The 19,898-nt window shown below is 43.3% G+C and carries 21 protein-coding genes, 1 tRNA gene and 1 pseudogene; 15 read left to right on the top strand and 8 right to left on the bottom strand.

Annotated elements, in window-relative coordinates; translation table 11 throughout:
* The first annotated feature begins 9 nt into the window (after nucleotides 1-9).
* Nucleotides 10-648 carry a hypothetical protein gene (locus tag EJN84_RS10735; protein WP_129595421.1) on the top strand — a complete coding sequence of 213 codons (639 nt, stop codon included), beginning with the start codon at nucleotides 10-12 and terminating at the stop codon, nucleotides 646-648.
* A gap of 88 nt (nucleotides 649-736) precedes the next feature.
* Here EJN84_RS10735 and EJN84_RS12285 read toward each other — a convergent pair whose 3' ends face one another.
* Nucleotides 737-883 (bottom strand): hypothetical protein, encoded by a 147-nt coding sequence (locus EJN84_RS12285; RefSeq protein ID WP_165004274.1) that lies wholly within the window; start codon nucleotides 881-883, stop codon nucleotides 737-739.
* A 360-nt stretch (nucleotides 884-1,243) separates the two neighbouring features.
* Here EJN84_RS12285 and EJN84_RS10730 point away from each other — a divergent pair.
* Together EJN84_RS10730 and EJN84_RS12280 are read left to right on the top strand one after the other, a co-directional pair.
* Nucleotides 1,244-1,330, top strand: a pseudogene (locus tag EJN84_RS10730) (transposase); the annotation flags it as partial.
* Nucleotides 1,303-1,764, top strand: coding sequence for a hypothetical protein (locus EJN84_RS12280; protein ID WP_165004269.1), 462 nt, complete (start codon nucleotides 1,303-1,305; stop codon nucleotides 1,762-1,764). The pseudogene EJN84_RS10730 and the gene EJN84_RS12280, both read left to right, overlap by 28 nt.
* A 491-nt stretch (nucleotides 1,765-2,255) precedes the next feature.
* Here EJN84_RS12280 and hydF read toward each other — a convergent pair whose 3' ends face one another.
* From hydF to EJN84_RS10715, 3 genes are all read right to left on the bottom strand, one after another.
* Entirely contained in the window at nucleotides 2,256-3,449 is a 1,194-nt protein-coding gene (hydF, locus tag EJN84_RS10725; RefSeq protein WP_129595420.1) for a [FeFe] hydrogenase H-cluster maturation GTPase HydF, read from the bottom strand.
* A gap of 5 nt (nucleotides 3,450-3,454) precedes the next feature.
* A complete protein-coding gene (gene hydG, locus EJN84_RS10720; RefSeq protein WP_129595419.1) occupies nucleotides 3,455-4,876 on the bottom strand; it encodes a [FeFe] hydrogenase H-cluster radical SAM maturase HydG in 1,422 nt (473 codons plus the stop codon).
* 85 nt (nucleotides 4,877-4,961) lie between these two features.
* Entirely contained in the window at nucleotides 4,962-5,666 is a 705-nt protein-coding gene (locus EJN84_RS10715; protein WP_129595418.1) for an NAD-dependent deacylase, read from the bottom strand.
* A 186-nt stretch (nucleotides 5,667-5,852) separates the two neighbouring features.
* Between EJN84_RS10715 and EJN84_RS10710 the strand changes: the two genes are divergently transcribed.
* Both EJN84_RS10710 and EJN84_RS10705 read left to right on the top strand, forming a co-directional pair.
* Nucleotides 5,853-6,443 (top strand): FKBP-type peptidyl-prolyl cis-trans isomerase, encoded by a 591-nt coding sequence (locus tag EJN84_RS10710; protein WP_129595417.1) that lies wholly within the window; start codon nucleotides 5,853-5,855, stop codon nucleotides 6,441-6,443.
* A gap of 46 nt (nucleotides 6,444-6,489) precedes the next feature.
* Nucleotides 6,490-7,509: an FKBP-type peptidyl-prolyl cis-trans isomerase gene (locus tag EJN84_RS10705; RefSeq protein WP_129595416.1), complete on the top strand. Its 1,020-nt coding sequence runs from the start codon at nucleotides 6,490-6,492 to the stop codon at nucleotides 7,507-7,509.
* A gap of 160 nt (nucleotides 7,510-7,669) precedes the next feature.
* On the opposite strand, the gene EJN84_RS10700 is transcribed toward EJN84_RS10705, so the two are convergent.
* Complete coding sequence (locus tag EJN84_RS10700; RefSeq protein ID WP_129595415.1) at nucleotides 7,670-8,293, bottom strand: trimeric intracellular cation channel family protein; 624 nt, start codon at nucleotides 8,291-8,293, stop codon at nucleotides 7,670-7,672.
* 58 nt (nucleotides 8,294-8,351) lie between these two features.
* A complete protein-coding gene (gene mnmA, locus EJN84_RS10695; RefSeq protein WP_129595414.1) occupies nucleotides 8,352-9,416 on the bottom strand; it encodes a tRNA 2-thiouridine(34) synthase MnmA in 1,065 nt (354 codons plus the stop codon).
* Between the two features lie 378 nt (nucleotides 9,417-9,794).
* Between mnmA and recJ the strand changes: the two genes are divergently transcribed.
* The 10 genes from recJ (at nucleotide 9,795) to tsf (ending at nucleotide 19,140) form a co-directional block, all read left to right on the top strand.
* Nucleotides 9,795-11,516, top strand: coding sequence for a single-stranded-DNA-specific exonuclease RecJ (recJ, locus tag EJN84_RS10690; protein ID WP_129595413.1), 1,722 nt, complete (start codon nucleotides 9,795-9,797; stop codon nucleotides 11,514-11,516).
* A gap of 20 nt (nucleotides 11,517-11,536) precedes the next feature.
* Nucleotides 11,537-13,462 carry a RecQ family ATP-dependent DNA helicase gene (locus EJN84_RS10685; protein ID WP_129595412.1) on the top strand — a complete coding sequence of 642 codons (1,926 nt, stop codon included), beginning with the start codon at nucleotides 11,537-11,539 and terminating at the stop codon, nucleotides 13,460-13,462.
* A gap of 23 nt (nucleotides 13,463-13,485) precedes the next feature.
* Nucleotides 13,486-13,719, top strand: a complete 234-nt coding sequence (locus EJN84_RS10680; RefSeq protein ID WP_129595411.1) for a hypothetical protein — start codon at nucleotides 13,486-13,488, stop codon at nucleotides 13,717-13,719.
* A 484-nt stretch (nucleotides 13,720-14,203) separates the two neighbouring features.
* Nucleotides 14,204-14,277 (top strand) — tRNA-Arg (locus EJN84_RS10675).
* Nucleotides 14,278-14,391: 114 nt separating this feature from the next.
* Nucleotides 14,392-15,606 (top strand): MFS transporter, encoded by a 1,215-nt coding sequence (locus tag EJN84_RS10670; RefSeq protein WP_129595410.1) that lies wholly within the window; start codon nucleotides 14,392-14,394, stop codon nucleotides 15,604-15,606.
* Between the two features lie 106 nt (nucleotides 15,607-15,712).
* Nucleotides 15,713-16,165 carry a hypothetical protein gene (locus tag EJN84_RS10665; RefSeq protein ID WP_129595409.1) on the top strand — a complete coding sequence of 151 codons (453 nt, stop codon included), beginning with the start codon at nucleotides 15,713-15,715 and terminating at the stop codon, nucleotides 16,163-16,165.
* Between the two features lie 251 nt (nucleotides 16,166-16,416).
* Nucleotides 16,417-16,872 (top strand): 50S ribosomal protein L13, encoded by a 456-nt coding sequence (gene rplM, locus EJN84_RS10660; RefSeq protein WP_129595408.1) that lies wholly within the window; start codon nucleotides 16,417-16,419, stop codon nucleotides 16,870-16,872.
* Between the two features lie 6 nt (nucleotides 16,873-16,878).
* Nucleotides 16,879-17,265: a 30S ribosomal protein S9 gene (gene rpsI, locus EJN84_RS10655; protein ID WP_129595407.1), complete on the top strand. Its 387-nt coding sequence runs from the start codon at nucleotides 16,879-16,881 to the stop codon at nucleotides 17,263-17,265.
* Between the two features lie 165 nt (nucleotides 17,266-17,430).
* On the top strand, nucleotides 17,431-18,285 hold the full coding sequence (rpsB, locus tag EJN84_RS10650) for a 30S ribosomal protein S2 (protein ID WP_101486889.1): 855 nt from the start codon (nucleotides 17,431-17,433) through the stop codon (nucleotides 18,283-18,285).
* Between the two features lie 33 nt (nucleotides 18,286-18,318).
* Nucleotides 18,319-19,140 (top strand): translation elongation factor Ts, encoded by an 822-nt coding sequence (tsf, locus tag EJN84_RS10645; RefSeq protein ID WP_101486890.1) that lies wholly within the window; start codon nucleotides 18,319-18,321, stop codon nucleotides 19,138-19,140.
* A gap of 152 nt (nucleotides 19,141-19,292) precedes the next feature.
* Here the strand turns inward: tsf and EJN84_RS10640 are convergent, their stop codons facing one another.
* Together EJN84_RS10640 and EJN84_RS10635 are read right to left on the bottom strand one after the other, a co-directional pair.
* Entirely contained in the window at nucleotides 19,293-19,667 is a 375-nt protein-coding gene (locus EJN84_RS10640; protein WP_129595406.1) for a GIY-YIG nuclease family protein, read from the bottom strand.
* A 27-nt stretch (nucleotides 19,668-19,694) separates the two neighbouring features.
* On the bottom strand, nucleotides 19,695-19,877 hold the full coding sequence (locus EJN84_RS10635) for a hypothetical protein (RefSeq protein WP_129595405.1): 183 nt from the start codon (nucleotides 19,875-19,877) through the stop codon (nucleotides 19,695-19,697).
* Between the last annotated feature and the right edge of the window lie 21 nt (nucleotides 19,878-19,898).

Below are 19,898 nucleotides of genomic sequence, written 5' to 3'. Positions count from 1 at the left end.
TGTTGTAACATGAAAAAAAATATTTTTAGCATAATGATTTTATTTACTCTTGTTTTTTCTAAAACTTTCTCTCAAGAAGTGAATAAAATAGGAGTTCATTTAGAACTGGAATACTCTACTGAAATTACTAAAAAAGGAGATAACGTGGGCGGATTCAGTTTTTTTGTAACCCCATCCTATAAAATAGGAGAAAATGCCACTGTAGGCATCGGTACAGGTGCAAAATTATTTAAATCCCTTGAATTAATCAATGACGTTGGTTCTATTGAATATAGAGATAAAAAACTTGTGTCAATTCCACTTTACGTCAATACAATGTATAAATTCAAAGTGAACAAAACGACGCCGTTTGTTGAATGTAAGCTAGGGTACTCATTTTTGAATAGAGATTACTCTTGGAAATCATCTAGACTTTTCCCTGAACATCAAGGAGTAGTGGATGTACAGAGTAATTTGAAAGGGGGATTTTTGTTCTCCCCATCTATTGGTGTTCTCTTACCTACAAATAATAGACAATATTTCTCTGTGTCTTTAGCTTACTGCTTGGAGAGATTTTCAGGTAAAGCGAATTTTATTCAGGTAAATAAAGTTGTAAAGAGTTCAGCCAGTCACCATTTAGCAGCTTTAAGAGTTGGATATATATTCTGAAATAGTTTCTCTCTTTTTCAGTGTATAATAAAAACTGCAAAATTGTAATATTCTAATAGTGTTGTTCGAGAAATTCGGACAACACTATTTAGTATGTCGGGCATACATTACTACCGGCAAGATGCAAGTTCTTGTACACGCCGGGTTGGAAGGAAGTGTTAATGAGTGGCAAGGCTTCGGCCGTGAGCTCAGCCGAACGGGTGTTGCGGGCGACTGCAAATCTGAAAGGAGCCATAAGCAAAGATAGCGTATTGACGCATAGAAACCCGATAGAAGGCTGACAGAGGGTGGTAAGCGTGCCGGATTCATGGATTGCGAAGAGCTCGAAAATCAACCGTAACCGTTTACAGTAAATCAGGCAATACCTGTTGAAAGCAGTAATGTTTATCCCGAGAGGTCTTGCAGGGCGCACCTATTGAGTGCACGAGTGGCAGCGATGCAGCTTTTATCCTGCAAGAAGTTGGCAGAGGTCATAGTAGTCTATTGATGCAAGGATAGATGAAGGACTGAATCTTTTAATTCAGTTTGAAAATCCACTACCTTTGGTGGTGATAATGTTCTTTGTGGCAACGCCCAAAATGAATAACTTTGCCGAATGAGTAAATATAAGCAGCGAGGTCATGTAGTCTGGAAGTGTTATTACCACATTGTTTGGTGTCCCAAATATCGTTTTCGCATTTTGCCATTTCCTCAATATCCTCAGCTGAGGATATTGAGGATATTGAGGATTTCAATTCCGAACAAATGCCTGCTTTTTCCGAATCGGTCGCCGACTTACTTCCCTCTTTGCTTTCGCAAATCGCGGCAAAAGCCGTTTTACAGAGTCTCCCTTTTTTCATCCCCTCTACATTATGCATTTTATCAATTTCTCCATTATTTTCCCGACCTCATCTCCTCATCGGGGCACCCGATCTGCGCAGCGAGCGTGCCGTCAGGCAAAAGACAAGCTGTTTGAGCCGCCGTAAGGCGGTGAGTTATTTGTCTTTTAGCGAACAAGCAGCTATCGGGTCGATGAGGAGATGCAGTCTTGATCTTTTTTGCATACTTTTTTGCATCAAGACAAAAAAGTATGTGGGGTTTGGGGCAAAGCCTCAAGAATCAATGGATAATGGATAATGGATAATGCACAATGCATAATTTCCCGATTTGATAATTCATTGAAATTCTTATTTCTTTACTTCCCATTTCTCTATTTCTTGTTAATTCTTAATTCTTAATTATACATTATCCATTATACATTCTCAATTAATTTACGTTTGCCCATACAAATTCATATAGAACCGTAAAAAATTTCTTTCCATCATACCTTTCGAAATAATAAATCGTTTCTATCTTTTGGCCAACGAAGCAGAAAAAATTACGGATCCTGCACGGGAACAACTCCCATTAAACTCCAACGTAACGCTGATGAAAATCCGATATAACTCCGACATAGCTCCGAGGCAACTCCAAGGCAACTCCAAGGCAACTCCAAGGCAACTCCAAGGCAACTCCCATGCAACTCCCACTCAACGTCCACTCAACTCCCATGCAAATTTCGGAATAAACCCGGCGGAAAATGACGATAAAATTCGAAGGGTAAAAATGAATGAAACCGTTTTATCTTGCTATTTCTGCCGAAAAATGCGTGTTGCTCGTTCAAAAATTCCGTTAACCCAGGCCAATGTCATCCCGTAGTTGGTAACGGGAATTCCCTTTTCGATGGCCGGTTTCAGACGATTTGCCAATTGCTTGCGCGTGATCATGCACCCGCCGCATTGAACCACGAGGGCATATTGGCTCATATCTCGGTCGGGCTCGGACAATCCGGAAAGAAACGAAAAATGCAGATCTTTTCCCGTAAAACTCCGAAGCAGGTTGGGAATTTTTATACGGCCAATATCGTCGCAACTCGTTTGGTGCGTGCAACTTTCCATGATCAAAATAGAGTCACCGTCGGCAAGTTCCGAAATTTTTTGCGTTCCACGCAAATAGGCTTCAAAATCTCCCTTCATCCTCGCCATGAGGATGCTGAAACTCGTCAACGGAATCTCATCGGGAATACTGCGCGCAACTCTGTCAAAAACCTGACTGTCCGTTACCACCAGCGTCGGACGGAGGTTAAATTTGAAAAAGTCGTCGATTTCGGTATCCTTTATCACCATAGCCATGCAATTTTCATCGAGAACACTGCGGATTGCCATATTCTGGGGCAAAATCATTCTCCCTTCGGGAGCTTCACTGTCGATAGGTGTGATGAGCAGTACCAAGTCTTTAGCCTCTACCAGCCCGCTGAGCAACGACGGCGTTCGAAAAGAATGTTCTCCCGGTATGGCCTTCAGGCTTTCAATCAGTCGGACGGCACTTTCAGGAGCGAAAGTGTTGATATCGATTAGATTTGCTGAAGAAAACTTGCCCACGGTTTTCTTCGTTTCCTCGCTAAGTGATGCCAAGTCGCTTTTGGTATGGGCAATGATATAGGGAATGTCGTACGCTTGGAAGCGATGGATGAAATCGATTTCGAACTCACCGAATTGGTTGTCGGTGAAAAGCAACAAGGCGGCATCAATGTGCTTCAGGGTATCCATCGTTTTTCGGAGACGTTTTTCTCCTAATGCACTATCGTCGTCCATTCCTGCAGTATCGATGAGTACGACAGGTCCTATACCGAAAATTTCTACCGATTTCTTTACCGGATCGGTTGTTGTTCCTGCCTGCTCCGAAACAATTGCAATGTCCTGGCCCGTAAGCAGATTAATGAGTGAACTTTTTCCGGTGTTTCGTCTGCCGAAAATGCCGATATGTGGACTGCTGTTGTTCATTTTGGCTAATAATGCAAATCGCGTTCACCTTTTTTCACTCTGCCCAATTTTTCAGACACAGAGTTTCTCATTTTCTCATCCAAATCGTCGAGGTTTTTTTCGATCACCTGCCACCCTTTCCGGGCTGTTTCCGCCGGAGCGTAATCCTCCAGATACTCGGCCAGCGTGAGCATGGCGTTGGGAGTACAATATCGTTTGATGAATCCCGGAACGGAAAATTCCATGAAGTGTTCGCCCGTTCGTCCCATCCTATAGCACGACGTGCAAAACGAAGGCAACATGCCTTGCTGCAGCAACTCATCCACAACCTCGTTGAGCGAACGATCGTCGTTGATGCGAAATTGGGCTTTGTTGAGTTCGTGATAGAATTCCTTTTCCACATAGCCACCCAACTCGATTTTGGTGCCACCGTCAATTTGCGAAACACCATACTGTATCAGCTCGTTTCGAAGCGATTCGGGTTCGCGAGCTGTCAAAATCATACCGGTATAGGGAACAGCCAATCGAAGAATGGCAATCAGTCGCGCAAAATCTTCGTCGGAAACAAAATAGCGATCATCTATATTCAATGTCGAAGCATCTTTGATGCGCGGGAAAGAAATGGTGTGAGGGCCTACATTGTAACAGGCTTCCAGATGATTGGCATGACGAACAAGACTCATCACTTCAAAACGCCAGTCGTAGAGTCCGAACAATGCACCGATGCCTACGTCGTCGATGCCTGCTTCCTGCGCTCTGTCGAGGGAAGTCAGCCGATAATCGTAGTCCGATTTTCGTCCTGCCACATGATATTTTTTGTAGGCTTCACGATGGTATGTTTCCTGAAAAATCTGATATGTGCCGATGCCTGCCTGTTTCACAATGCGAAAACCTTCAATATCGAGCGGAGCTGCATTAATGTTTACACGACGTATTTCGCCATTTCCTTTTTTCACCCCATAAACGATTCGCACTGTGTGGGCAATGTATTCAGCACTATATTCGGCATGTTCGCCAAAAACCAGGATCAGCCGCTTTTGTCCGTTATCTTCGAGCGCTTCTATTTCGCGAATCAGCTCCTCATCCGATAACGTTTTTCGTATCTGCTCGATGTTCGACGAACGAAATCCGCAATACAGGCAATTATTGGAACATTTGTTGCCCACATACAACGGGGCAAAGAGGACAATGCGATTGCCATATATGGTATTTTTCAGCGCTCTTGCTCCATCTTTGATAGCCTGAATCGATTTTTCGTCATCAGCTTTGATGAGTATGGCCACTTCTTCGAGCGAAAGGCGGTTTTTGGCGAGCGATTTTTGGATGACCTGTTCAACCGTTTCGGGAGATGAGGGCGTGTGGAGAAGGTAATTCCAAATCTCGTCGGCATCAATAAAAGGCTGCATGCGAACGTCAGGTATTCGGTAGTTTTGTGGGCAAAATTTCATATTTGTAGATAAAAATAACGACACAAACTTAGCAAAAAAAGATGAGCAACAATGATTTGAATGATACGAATTTGATGTTCGAATTTCAATTTTGCGTTATTCCTTCGACAAGAAGTTTAGTCAATTCTTTCACCCCTTCAGATGCACCTTTTTTGATATGATGGATGTCGTAACGACGGGTATAGACGTCTTTGGGGTCGATCAGATAGACGGGTACGTTTTTGCGCACCACGTCGAGCAATCCCGCTGCCGGATAAACATTCATAGATGTGCCAATGATGACGAAAATATCGGCTTGTTTCGTGATTCGTTCCGCTTCGTTTATCATGGGTACGGGTTCGCCAAACCAAATTACATCGGGTCGCAATTGGAAGCCTTTTTCGCACAGATCGCCCGGTTTTATATCGGGATGGTCGGGCGATAATGTGTACACAAGCGAGGGGTCACCCGTCGATCGTGCATTCATCAATTCTCCATGCAGATGGATAACGTGGCTGCTGCCGGCACGTTCGTGCAGATTGTCGATGTTTTGTGTGATAATGCTTACATCGAAATATTTCTCGAGTTCGGCTAATCCCCGATGTCCTGCGTTGGGTTCGGCTGCAATCAATTCCCTGCGCCGGGCATTGTAGAAATCAAGAACAAGTTTAGGATTTCGGGCAAAGCCTTCGGGCGTTGCCACATCTTCCACGTTGTGCTGTTCCCACAGTCCTCCCGAATCGCGAAAGGTAGATATTCCGCTTTCGGCACTCATTCCGGCGCCGGTAAGAACGACCAATTTCTTTTTCATAAATACCTTCCTCCAATTTATTAAAATAAAGAATTTTGTACTGCAACGAAAACAAAAATAGTTTTTTACGGTGGAAAAAGCTAAAGTTTCGTATTTTAATGCTAATTTTGTGCCAACATTTTTTTGCTTCGTCACTATCGTGAAGAATGACAAAGCAATAGAGGCTAAAATGAAACAAAAAAACAGATGGACAAATTAAGTTATGCACTGGGAATGAGTATGGCTTCGAGCCTTTTACAATCAGGACTCACGGATATCGATGTGGAATCGTTTGCACAGGCATTCAAAGAAATGATGGTAAACGGAGCATCGCCGGCGATGTCGCCACAGGAGGCCGATCAAGTCATACGTGCATATTTTGAGAAGAAGCAGAAAGAAATGCTTACGAACAATTTGAAAGCCGGGCGCGAATTTCTTGCCGAGAACGCCAAACGCGAAAAGGTAATTTCTCTCTCGAGCGGATTGCAATACGAAATTCTGAAAGAAGGTTCGGGCGAAAAACCCAAAGCTACCGATAAAGTGAAATGTCACTATCACGGCACTCTTCTCGATGGAACTGTTTTCGACAGTTCGGTTCAGCGGGGACAACCGGCCATCTTCGGTGTCAATCAGGTGATACAGGGGTGGGTGGAAGCCTTGCAAATGATGCCGGTGGGGTCGAAATGGCGGCTGTATATTCCGTCGGAGCTCGCATACGGCGAACGCGGTGCCGGCAAAGATATCGAACCCAATTCCACCCTCATTTTCGATGTCGAGTTGCTAAGTATCGAAGCATAAACGAAAGAAAAACAATAGATTATTTATACATTTAAACAGACAAAAAATGAAAAAACAAAATTTATTTGCACTGAGTGTTATTGTCATTGCAGGCTCAATGGCGGTTTCTTGCAACTCGGGAGTTCCAAAGGCCTCTTTGAACAATCCGGTTGACAGCATCTCGTATGCTTATGGTGTTAGTCTTGCCGATCAGGGATTGATGCAATTTCTCGAACAAAGCGGAGTAATTGAGGGAACGTCAAATATCGAATACGAATACCAGATGAGGATTTCGGCTGCAACCGATTCTATTGAAAAACAAAATCTTCAGAAAGAAATGAATGCCAAAATCGATTCTCTCAATAAGGTAAATGCTCCCAAATTGCAGGAATTCGTAAAAGGATTGAAAGAAGCGCTGGAAAGCGGAAAAGAAAAATCGGCCTACATTCAGGGATTGGGAATCGGCCAGCAAATCTCTCAACAGATGTTGCCGCAGTTCAATCAAATGGTTTTTGCAGACGATACCACCAAAAAAATCAACACCGATCAACTCCTTGCCGGATTGGTCAACACGTTGAAAAACGAAAAACTTGCTATCTCGAAAATGGATGCAAATTCGTATGTACAGGCTGAAATAGAAAAAGCACAGAAAAAACAGGCTGAAAAACAAGAGGCTCAGTTGAAAGAGCAATACAAAGATTCGATTGCCGCAGGTGAAAAATATTTGGCCGAAAATAGCAAACGACCGGGTGTAGTAACACTTCCCAGTGGATTGCAATACGAAATTTTGAGAGCCGGAACCGGACAGATACCTACAGATACCGACCGTGTGAAGGTGAACTATCACGGAACGTTGATCAACGGAACCGTGTTTGACAGCAGTGTGCAGCGAGGCGAACCTGCCGTTTTCGGAGTTACTCAGGTAATCCCCGGATGGACAGAAGCTCTGAAGTTGATGCCTGTTGGTTCGAAATGGAGAATTTATGTTCCCTACAACCTTGCTTACGGTTCGCAAGATAGAGGCACTATCAAGCCTTTCTCTACACTCATTTTCGAAGTCGAATTGCTTGGCATTGAGAAGAAATAATGCGATCTTCGTTTCGTAAAATTAATTAAAAAAGGATTTTGTAGCACACAAAATCCTTTTTTAATATCCTGTCGTTTTGATTTTCAATTGTCCTTCAAAACCTTTAATGGGAAATTGGAGCGCATGGATAATCTCTTTAAAGTGAGGCAACGAAAATACACTATTCTCCTTTGACTATTGGCATGTGCCAATGAAATTTCACGGCAAGCAGCCGGATTGCTATTACGGTAGCGGCGGTCATCGTTTCGGTGAGAAACATATTTGCATTCACAGAATACATCACGGTAAAGACTACCCCGCCGGCCACGCAGGCGAGTGCGTAAATGTCTTTTCGGAATACAAGCGGTATTTCGTTGATGAAGATATCGCGTAGTATGCCTCCCACTGTGCCGGTGATGACACCCATCGTTATTGCTACCCAGGGTTCGAAATCCATAAAAATGGTTTTTTCGACTCCGACCACAACGAAAAGACCCAAACCGATACTGTCGAACAAGAAGAATGTGTTGTTGAGACTCACCAAATGCTTTCGAAAAATCATTACGAATATGAGTGCGGCCAACGAACACCACAGATATACGGTATTGAGCATCCAAAATGGCGTTACATCGAGAAAAATATCGCGCACCGTTCCTCCACCTATGGCCGTGACAAAACCTACCACAAAAGCTCCGAACAAATCGAATTGTTTGGCCGATGCCAATCGGATGCCGCTTATGGCAAAAGCGAATGTTCCCAATATTTCGATAATATCCACGAAACGTATGTTTTGTAATATTTCCATACCTTGCAATGATAATCCTAAAACAAACGTATAATTCAAATTAGTTGAGGGAAGTGCCTCAAATAATCATGCCACTGCCCAAACAGAGATGTTGCGTCTCGTCATACACCACTCCGAACTGTCCTGAAGCAATTCCCTGTACGGGCTCTGCTGACTGTATGCGGTAGAGATCGCCTGTCTTTGATATTTTGCCCCGCGTGAATTCGGGAGTGTGGCGAATCTTGAACGTAATATCCTTTTCGCCCTCGAAATCGCCCCAAACATCTTTTGTGATGAAATCGAACCCTTGAAGATTAATAACGTCTCCATATTGATATTTCGTATTGTAACCCTTCGACACATACACAATATTCCGATTGACATCTTTTTTGATCACAAACCATGGCCCGCCACTCAGTCCGAGCCCTTTGCGCTGTCCGATGGTATGAAACCAGTACCCTTGATGTTTGCCCAGAATATTGCCGGTTTCGAATTCCACGATAAGTCCTTCCTTTTTCCCCAAATAGCGGGCGATAAAATCGTTGTAGTTGATCTTGCCCAAGAAGCAAATTCCCTGACTGTCTTTGCGGTGTGCCGAAGGAAGTTTTTGCTCGGCAGCTATTTCGCGCACCTCCGACTTTAGCAGATCGCCAATCGGAAACATCAGTTTCGAAACTTGCATATAACTGATTTGTCCCAAAAAATAGGTTTGATCTTTCACATGATCCTTGGCCGTCGATAACCAGGTTAGCCCGTCCAGTTCGGTGGTAGTTGCATAGTGTCCGGTAGCTATTTTGTCGAATTGATGTCCCCACTTCTGCTCAAAAACACCAAACTTGATAAGCTTGTTGCACATCATGTCGGGGTTCGGAGTCAATCCCCGTTTGACCGAGTCGATGGTATATTTTACCACGCTGTTCCAATATTCTTCGTGTAGCGAAACTACTTCAAATCTGCATCCGTATTTTTTTGCGATGTACGAAACAATTTCGATATCTTCTTCCGAAGGGCAGTCGATGAACCCTTCCTCGTCCTGCATGCCTATTTGTATATAAAAAATGGTCGGGTCGTAGCCCATCTCTTTCAGTCGATAAACCACTACCGAGCTGTCCACTCCGCCGGACACCAATGCTGCAATTTCCATAAATACATGAATATTTTGTGCAAAGGTACAAATAAGTAGAAAAAAACAATGAATCCTTTGGTGTGGGGTATGGCTTATACAATCGCCGACAAGCGATACTGCGGTGAAGTTCGCGTTTATGGCTGTTGTCGGTAAACGAGATCGGCAAATGATGCCCTGATGTTGCATGAAAAAAGTTGCATGAAAAAAAATCGAAATAGATATTCACTGAAAAAATAGTATTACCTTTACATGTTGAATTGCCGAAAAGCGATTTTTCGGCAATCTATACTATAAATCGATGTCGGTCAGTAGCTTGAGCAAACGATCCGAGAAGTCGGTTTTTATATATCGGAATTTTTATTCCGTTGATGAGAGAAAAGAAAAAAAACGTTATAAATGATTTACAGATGGAATTACGTAACCCTTTCAAACGACCAAAAAACCAGGAAAAATGAAATAGCGCAAGAGTTAAATATAGATCCGGTACTAGCCGAGTTGCTCGTTCGCAGAGGCTTATCGACGAAAGAAAAAGCCGAGAAGTTTCTTCATCCGAGTCTCAGCGATTTGCACGATCCTTTCCTGATGCCCGATATGGAAATTGCCGTAAAGCGTATCGAGAAAGCGTTGGGTGACAAAGAGAGGATATTGATTTATGGCGATTATGATGTAGATGGCACCACGGCTGTATCGCTGGTTTATAAGTTCTTGCGAAAGATTACAAACAATATTGATTATTACATTCCTGACCGGTACGATGAAGGGTATGGCATATCGTTTCAAGGAATCGATTATGCAGTCTCGACGGGCGTGAAACTCATCATTTCTCTCGATTGTGGCATCAAGGCCGTCTCAAAAGTGGCGTACGCCAAAGAAAAAGGCATCGATTTTATTATTTGCGATCATCACATGCCCGATGATCAACTTCCGGAGGCAGTGGCAGTTGTCGATGCCAAACGTCCCGATTCCACCTATCCCTACGACGAGTTATCGGGATGTGGTGTGGGATTCAAGCTGGTGCAAGCGCTTGCCGCTCGCAACGGTTTCCCGTTTTCGGATTTAGAACCTTTGCTCGATCTGGTAGCGGTAAGTATCGCTTCAGACATTGTGCCCATTACGGGCGAAAATCGGGTGTTGATGTATTACGGTTTGAAGCAATTAAATTCCAATCCGAGCTACGGATTGCGGGGTATTATCGAAATTTGCGGGCTCAATCACAAAAGGCTTACCGTAAGCGATATCGTATTTAAAATTGGGCCGCGCATCAATGCATCGGGACGAATGATGAATGGCAAGGAGGCAGTTGATTTGCTCTTGGCCAACGATATTGAGTTGGCACGCATCAAAAGCAAGAACATCGACAAATACAACGAAGATCGTCGCGAGCTCGATAAAAAGATTACCGACGAAGCCGTCGAATTCATCGATTCGCAAATCGATTTGAAATACAACAACAGTATTGTTATTTATGATGAAAACTGGCACAAGGGAATTGTGGGAATTGTAGCCTCGCGGCTTACAGAGAAATATTTTCGCCCTGCCATCGTACTGACCAAATCTAACGGAATGATTTCGGGATCGGCGCGTTCTGTGCCCGGATTCGACATGTATAAGGCTATTGAAGCATGCCGCGATTTGCTGTTAAACTTTGGCGGACATACATACGCTGCCGGTTTGACGCTGAAAGAAGAAAATCTGGAAGAATTCAAACGCCGTTTCAATGCCATTTCGTTTGACGAGGTAAAACCCGGGATGATGCAGCCACAGATCCTGATTGATGCCGAAATACAGTTGTGTAAAATCACTCCCAAGTTTGTGAGCGACCTGTCAATGTTTAGTCCTTTTGGTCCCGAAAACGAAAATCCGGTTTTTCTTACACGCAATGTGGTGGATGCCGGTGGGAGCAAACTTGTTGGGAAAGAACTGCATCATATCAAGATGGAGATTGTAGATTCATCTGTCACCCGACCGTTGCAGGGGATTGCTTTCGGACAAGATTTCTATTTCAGATTATTCAAAGAAAAGCATCCCATAGATATATGCTACAATATCGAGGAGAATACGCATGGTAACAATATCTTTACTCAGCTGATGGTGAAAGATATGCGCCTGTCGGAATAAACAAAATCGGAGAACACCTTATGCAGGCGGGTTTGTTTGATGAAATATTGAAAAAGTATTGGGGTTACGAATCGTTTCGTCCTCTTCAGAGAGAAATCATTCAATCGGTTTGGGAGCAAAGAGACACGCTCGGGCTGATGCCGACCGGTGGAGGCAAATCGCTTACCTTTCAGGTGCCTGCAATGGCAATGCCCGGCCTGTGTCTGGTGATAACGCCTCTCATCGCACTGATGAAAGATCAGGTGGACAATCTTCGCGAGCGTGGCATCAAGGCATTGGCCGTATATTCGGGAATGTCGCGAGAAGAAATTATTACCAATCTCGAAAATTGTATTTTTGGCGATTACAAATTCTTATATGTTTCGCCCGAAAGATTAGGCTCCGACATTTTTCTGACCAAACTGAAAGCGATGAATGTCAGTCTGCTTGTCGTGGACGAGTCGCATTGTATATCGCAGTGGGGCTACGATTTTCGCCCTTCGTACCTTAAAATTGCCGAAATTCGTGAGCTTCTTCCCGATGTGCCCGTTCTGGCACTTACTGCCACTGCTACACGTGAAGTGGTGGACGATATTCAGGAAAAGCTACACTTCAAGGAAAAGAACGTTTTTCGAATGAGTTTCGAGCGTGAAAATTTGTCGTATGTCGTGCGACAAACCGAAAATAAGATCGCCGAACTTGTTCATATTCTCCAATCCGTCCCCGGAACATCTATCGTTTACGTGCGCAGTCGAAGCGAAACGAAAGAAATTGCGACGGTTCTTAAAAAAGCCGGAATTTCTGCGAGTTTTTTTCATGCCGGACTAGCGCATGAGGAAAAGACCTCTCGCCAAAATGCCTGGAAAAACGACGAATGTCGTGTGATTGTCTCCACCAACGCTTTCGGAATGGGAATCGATAAGCCGGATGTGCGATCGGTGATTCATGTCGATTTGCCCAATTCCATCGAAGAATATTACCAGGAAGCCGGCCGTGCCGGGCGTGACGGCAAACGCTCGTACGCTACCATATTGTATAATAAAGCCGATTCGATAAAGCTGAAGAAACGAATTTCGGATACGTTCCCCGATCGCAACTTCGTCTTGCGTGTTTATGAAGCGTTGGGCAACTACTACCAGATAGCTGTCGGATCGGGATTTTTGAGTGTGTACGATTTCGATTTGCAGGACTTCTGCCAACGATTCCGTTTCCCGATTTTGCAAGCCCATCATGCACTTAAGATTCTCGAATTGTCGGGTTATATTGAATATACAGAAGAAGTGGATGCCCGTTCGCGGGTAAGATTTCTCGTTCTGCGTGACGAATTGTACGGTTTGAATCTCGACAAACGGCTGGATGAGCTTGTTCATGGTCTGTTGCGCAATTACACGGGTTTGTTTTCGGATGAGGTGTATATCGACGAAACTTTGCTTGCTTCGCAAAGCGGGACTACTCGTCAGGATGTTTACGAAATGCTTTCGCAATTGGCCAGGATGCGATTTATTCGCTATGTGCCACAAAAGAAAACACCCTTTATCGTGTTTTCGCAATCGCGTGAAGAAACCCGCTTTGTAAAAATACCCAAATCGGTGTATGAAGAGCGGAAAGCTCGTTTCGAGAACCGTATTAAGGCAATGATCGAATATGCAGAGAAGGATTTCGTCTGCCGCAGCCGCATGTTGCTGATTTATTTCGACGAACCCGATCCCAAGGATTGCGGCCATTGCGACGTATGTTTGAAAAAGAATGAAACCGGATTATCGAATTACGAATTTCATCAGATAAAAAAAAAGCTAAAAGTTTCCTTAGAGGAACAATCTCCTTGCAGATTGAACGATCTTGTAGATTCCGTTTCCGATGCCAACAGTGATAAAGTGATCGCTGTCCTTCGTTTTCTGATCGATATGGAAGAGTTTACACTGAAAGATGATATGGTGTCGGTAAGGAAAGATACGGACATGGCATAATTAAAAACGGGGAATTATATACGTTGAAAGATGATACTGGGAAACCAATATTAGATGCTAAAATTGATTTTGAAAAAAATGAAATATTATTTGTAAATGTATATGCAGGCACAGAAACAAGAGCCAGTGCACGGGCTTGGTGTGGTGTAGAAATGGCCGTGGCTGGCGGTGTGGCTGCTGCATTTATTCCGTTAACGCTCGGAGCATGTATTGGCTTTGCAGCATGTTGGGGATTGATAAGTGTGCTAATGTGTTAAACTCATGAAAAAAAACGATGTCATATTATTGTTAGGGATTTCATTTATTTGTTTTCTTATTTTGTATTTTAATTTTTTGTTTAGTTTCATAGACGAAAAATGGGTATTCTATATATTTAATTGCGGAATTATCATATACATAATTTTGGGTATTCAGATCGTAAGATACAAATTAAAAGACAAAAATAAGTGACTGTATAGATGTCAAACAAATAAGTAAGTAGATATTGTAAAAACATGGGAATTTTCCCCTGTTTTTTCGGAGTAAATATCTCTATTCTTAATTCAATCCTATCCTCTTTTAGTTTCCCTTTTCAGAACAGAATGACGACAATGGAGAGTTTTCTGTAGAGGGCGATACTGTTTCGATTGTGTAATGAAGGAAAAATGTAGTTGAGCTCTCATCGATAAAAAATTTTTGGAAATTATTTTTTTGCAAATATCATAAAAAATCGTACCTTTGCATTCACAAAATCCAATTATTGGCTCCGTAGCTTAACTGAATAGAGCATCTGACTACGGATCAGAAGGTTACAGGTTTGAATCCTGTCGGAGTCACTAAAAAAAGCGCCGTGAATGTGCGCTTTTCTTTTTTTTATGAACCGCATCCAAGAGTTTCCTGCTCTGAGATTTATTTTAGACTGATGCGGGAGTATACGAAAAATAGGTTATATGATTTTCCAACGAATATTTCGACAACTAAGAAGCAATAAAACACTCATTATCCTTTGTATCGAGGTTATCATCATGATGATGGGGATAGGATTGGTAAGCCCGATACTTCCACAATATGCACGAACGTTTGGCGTAAACATGACGATGATCGGAATGTTGATCACGGTTTTCGGCATTGCCCGAATGTTGGTAGATATTCCTGCAGGCAGATTGACCGACAAAATTGGTCGCCGACCGGTATTAATAGTTGGTCCCCTTATTTTGTCGCTGGGATCTATCGGTTGTGCCATTTCCGATACGTACTGGATCTTTCTTGCTTTTCGTTTTGTGCAGGGAATAGGATCGGCTATGTACACTACCGCCGCAATGGTAATGCTGGCAGATGTCAGCACAGATGAAAATCGGGGCAGGTTGATGAGTTTTTATCAGGGTTGTGTGTTGCTGGGAGCGGGACTTGGCCCCACAATGGGCGGGTTTATCGCTCAATACTTTGGGTTGCAGGCTCCTTTTTATGCCTTTGCCGCTATGGGAGTTATCGCAAGTTTTTGGGCTTATTTCAGCCTTCCCGAATCGCGGCCGTCAATCGTTAAACCTGCTTTAAGGGCGGCGCGAAGCAAATCAAACAAACCGGTGAAAGCTTTGTTGCGAAATACCGATTTCATTCTCATCTCTTTGATCACGTTTGGAGTTTTTGTTACCCGACAGGGGGCTCAAAATCAGATTTTGCCGTTGCTTGCATCCGATCGTCTCAACTCGAACGAAGCCCAAATCGGGTTTGCTCTGACAGTAGTAGCCCTTGTTCAACTTGTTTCCATTTTTGTGAGTGGAAAATATTCCGATCGCACAGGACGAAAGGGATTCATAACCATCGGCGGTTATATTCTGGTGATATCTCTTCTGATGTTGACGGCAGTTGACAGTGTTCGGTTTTTGCTGTTAAGCTGCATTGTCATGGGTGTAGGGATCGGCATGTGCGGTACCATTTCTTCGGCTTATGTGGCCGACATAATTCCGCGAGAAAATTACAGTATCGGTATGGGCACGTATCGTGCCATCTCCGATTTGGGATTTGTGCTTGGCCCTGTATTTTTGGGCTGGCTGAGCGATATTCACAGTTTTGGATTGGCCTTGATCTTCAATGCAGTTTTTCTTCTTTTCGTCCTTGTTTGGTTTCAAGTAAAAGCCGTAGAGAGCCGTTCACCGGCATATTAGCGTCCTCTTAGAGTCGTCGCTTAACGAAAACAACTCTTGGCGTTCTTCTTTCGATTGCCCAACATGAGGCAAAATATGCTATCTTTGCTGCTCAAGAAAACATCGAATGAAAAAGCAATTATCGACATTCATTTTTCTGATGACGATCTGCTTCGGCAGTTTCTCGCAACACCGCTTTGCCCTGAATATCGGATATGACAAGGCAGGCATTCACAGCGGTTATCTGGGCGCCGAGTATCGGTTGAACAGCAATAATACGAATAATGCCAACGGACCTCTCAATGTGGGAGTCGGAACATATGTGCATGAACAAGGCGGGGATTTGAAGATGACCCCTGAGCTACATCTCAATCAGACGTGGAAACATTATCTTGTAAGCGAATTGTCGGTATCCGCCAAAAATGTAAGGCCTTCGCTCGGATTGTCATTTTTTAATTTGGGACGGATGCAATTTGGCTACAGCATACCCCTTGATCATTCCTCTTTCAAGGGATTTTATTTTGGCTTTCATATTCTTATAGGGAAAGCTCCTTTCTACGACGAAATCAAAGTTTTTTGATCCTTCGAGAATCTTTTTCGGATGGGTTTGGCGAATTCCCTGCAGATAAATAATAAGAATAACACGATAAAATTCAGAAAGTTTCTTTGCTAATTTTCTGAAATATCGTAACTTTGCAGTCCGATTATTTCAATAATATACTTAAAAGTTTGATTTTTAGCTTTTTATTTGCCTATTATGTCCCTTAGCAAGACAAAATGGAAGCGAATGAGAATCAGCTTAATTTTTAACAAATTAAAAAACTAACAAAAGTGGATACGTTAAGTTATAAAACCATTTCTGTAAATAAGGAAACGGCTCAGAAAGAATGGGTTGTTGTAGATGCAACCGGGCAATCGTTGGGACGTTTGGCTTCGAAAGTAGCAAAATTGCTAAGAGGTAAATACAAACCAAGCTTCACGCCTCATGTTGATTGCGGCGACAATGTAATTATAGTAAATGCCGACAAGGTAGAATTGACCGGAAACAAGTGGACTGATCGCACATATTTGCGCTTTTCAGGTTATCCCGGAGGTCAGAGAGAATACAGTCCGGCGGACTTGATGAAGAAAAGTCCCGACAAACTTTTCAGAAAAGTAGTAAAAGGCATGCTCCCAAAAAACAAGCTGGCCGACACATTGCTCAACAACATGTATGTTTATGCCGGAAGCGAGCATCCTCATCAGGCTCAAACGCCCAGAAAAATAGATATTAATACTCTTAAATAACAACAGATGGAAGTAATAAATGCAATCGGAAGACGCAAAGCTGCTGTGGCCCGCGTGTTCGTAAGCGAAGGCACCGGTAAGATTGTGATTAACAAACGCGATATCGAGAATTATTTTCCTTCCACCATTCTTCAATATATCGTAAAACAACCTCTCAACAAACTGAATGTTGCCGAAAAATACGATATCAAGGTGAATTTGCAGGGTGGCGGTTACAAAGGGCAGGCAGAAGCGGCAAGGCTGGCAATTGCACGCGCTTTAGTTAAAATCAATCCGGAAGATAAACCGGCACTGAGAGCTGAAGGGTTCATGACCCGCGATCCGCGTGTGGTTGAACGTAAAAAACCGGGACGTCCGAAAGCCAGAAAGAGATTCCAATTCTCGAAACGTTGATATTGGAAACGACTTTTTCGCCTTTTACGACATCCGGGCTCAATGACGTTTAGTATCTAAACCGCAAGGACGTTATGGAAACGAAAATATCATCGGTTTGCATAATTTACCGGGCGGTTCGATTTAGAAAAAGAATGTAAACGACTAAAAAATCAAAACACAAACATGGCAAAATTAGAATTTGACCAACTTCTCGAAGCCGGAGCTCATTTCGGCCACCTAAAAAGAAAATGGAATCCGGCAATGGCTCCCTACATCTTCATGGAGCGTAACGGAATCCACATTATCGACCTTTACAAAACGATAGCCAAAGCCGAAGAAGCGGCCGCCGCACTGAAACAAATTGCAAAATCAGGTAAAAAAATTCTTTTCGTCGCAACCAAAAAACAGGCAAAAGCCGTTGTTGAGGAAAAAGCCAAAATCATCAACATGCCCTACGTTATCGAACGCTGGCCCGGCGGAATGCTCACGAACTTTCCTACCATTCGCAAGGCTGTGAAGAAGATGAGCAACATCGACAGAATGATGAAGGACGGGACATTTGATACCCTCTCGAAGCGCGAAAAACTGCAAGTAACACGCCAGAGGGCCAAGCTCGAAAAAATGTTGGGATCTATTCAGGATCTCACACGTCTTCCGGCAGCTCTATTCGTGGTTGACGTGATGAAAGAACGCATTGCCGTGAAAGAAGCCAATCGTTTGGGAATTCCGGTATTCGGTATCGTTGATACCAATTCCGATCCTTCGGAAGTCGATTTTGTTATTCCTGCCAACGACGATGCCTCAAAAGCCATCGATCTGATTTTGGGATATATCTGCGACGCAATCAAGGAAGGTCTCGAAGAACGCAAGATCGAAAAAGCAGATGCGGCAGCTGCCGAAGAACAGGACGAAGAAAATGCAGCGCCACGCCGAGAACGCAAGTCGAAAGTTGCCAAAAAAGAACGCATCAAAAAAGAAGACAAAGATGCAATTAATGCTTCAGTAGTTAGCAAGTTCGCTAAAGACGAAGAAGAATAATCAATTTTAAAAAAAATACAAGGAAATAGAGATATGGCAGTTACTATGGCAGAAATCCAGCACCTGCGCAAAATGACCGGTGCAGGAATGATGGATTGCAAAAATGCACTGAACGAAGCTGACGGAGACTTCGATAAGGCAATGGAAATCATCCGTAAAAAAGGACAGGCAGTTGCCGCCAAACGCGAAGATCGCGAAGCATCGGAAGGTTGTGTACTAGCCGGCACCGACGGTTCATTTGCGGCAATCGTGGCTTTGCAATGCGAGACCGATTTTGTTGCAAAAAATGCCGAATTTGTTGCACTTACTCAGCAAATTTTGGATGCTGCACTAAAACACAAACCCGAAACGCTGGATCAATTGTTGGCGATAGAATTGTCGAACGGCACGGTTGCCCAATTAATCACAGATAAAGTAGGTGCAACAGGTGAAAAAATGCAGCTAGGATTTTACGAACAGATCACGGCTCCTTATGTTGTTTCGTACATTCACATGGGTAACAAACTGGCAACCATTGTGGGATTCAACAAGCCGGAAGTGGATGCGCAGTTGGCTAAGGATATAGCTATGCAAGTGGCAGCTATGAATCCTATTTCTGTAACACCCGAAGGAATTCCTGCGGAAGTAAAGGAAAAGGAACTCGAAATTGCTCGCGAAAAAGCGCGCGAATCGGGTAAGCCTGAAAATCTTATCGACCGTATTGCCGAAGGTGCTTTGCAGAAATTCTACAAAGAGTCAACACTGTTGCAGCAAGAATACGTAAAAGACAGTAAATTAACGATAGGTGAACTTTTGAAGAAATACGACAAAGATTTGGAGGTTGTTGCTTTCAAACGCGTATCGTTGAACGTGTAATTTCTTTGTCGCTATCTAATAAAAAAGCGCCAAGAACCGGAATAAGTTCGAGGCGTTTTTTTTGTGTGAACTCACTACGGCAATTATGGCACGAATAAGTGGAGGTTGGAGAAAAGTTAAAAGTGGTGTCTTCGCCAAGCTCAGACACCGCGTCATTTTGTCGTGTCGCCTGAGCCTGTCGAAGGTGAGCCTGTCTGTTTATCGGTGATTGAGCCTGTCGAAGACACCGATTCCTTTCTCGGGTATTGTGTGTAATTCTTCGACAGGTTGCTGAGCTTGTCGAAGCAACCGTTAATCAATGCTTCTTTCTTTTTCCTGCTCCATCCCTGTACCTGCTTCTCGCGATAAAATGCATCGTCGATACGTTGAAATTCTTCAAAATACACCAACTTAACAGGTAAGTGTTTTTTGGTATAATTGGCCCCCTCGCCATTTTGGTGTTGTTGCAACCGCCGTTCCAAATTGTTGGTGCTGCCTGTGTAATAGCTGCCATCGGCACATTCCAATATATACATATAGCCTTTCATAAAATCGGGAACTGTTGGATAAACTGTTTAATTTTGTTCATTTTCTTTTCCTCCCTTCTCCATCTTTTTCTGAACAGCTTTGATGCTTTCGAGGTAGGCTTTTTCTACCGGAGACAACGTTTTGAGCCGGTACTTCCGAAATTCGTCTTTGGCTTTGTCTATAGCTTGCTGATGACTGACGCTTCCTGCATCGGATAACGGTTTTTTCATCTTTATCTTTTTTTCTCCTTT

It is taken from the genome of Seramator thermalis, from assembly GCF_004138125.1.
GTDB classification, from domain to species: Bacteria; Bacteroidota; Bacteroidia; order Bacteroidales; family Dysgonomonadaceae; genus Seramator; species Seramator thermalis.
Note: the sequence above shows the minus strand (reverse complement) of the source record. Positions and strands in the feature narration are given on the sequence as shown.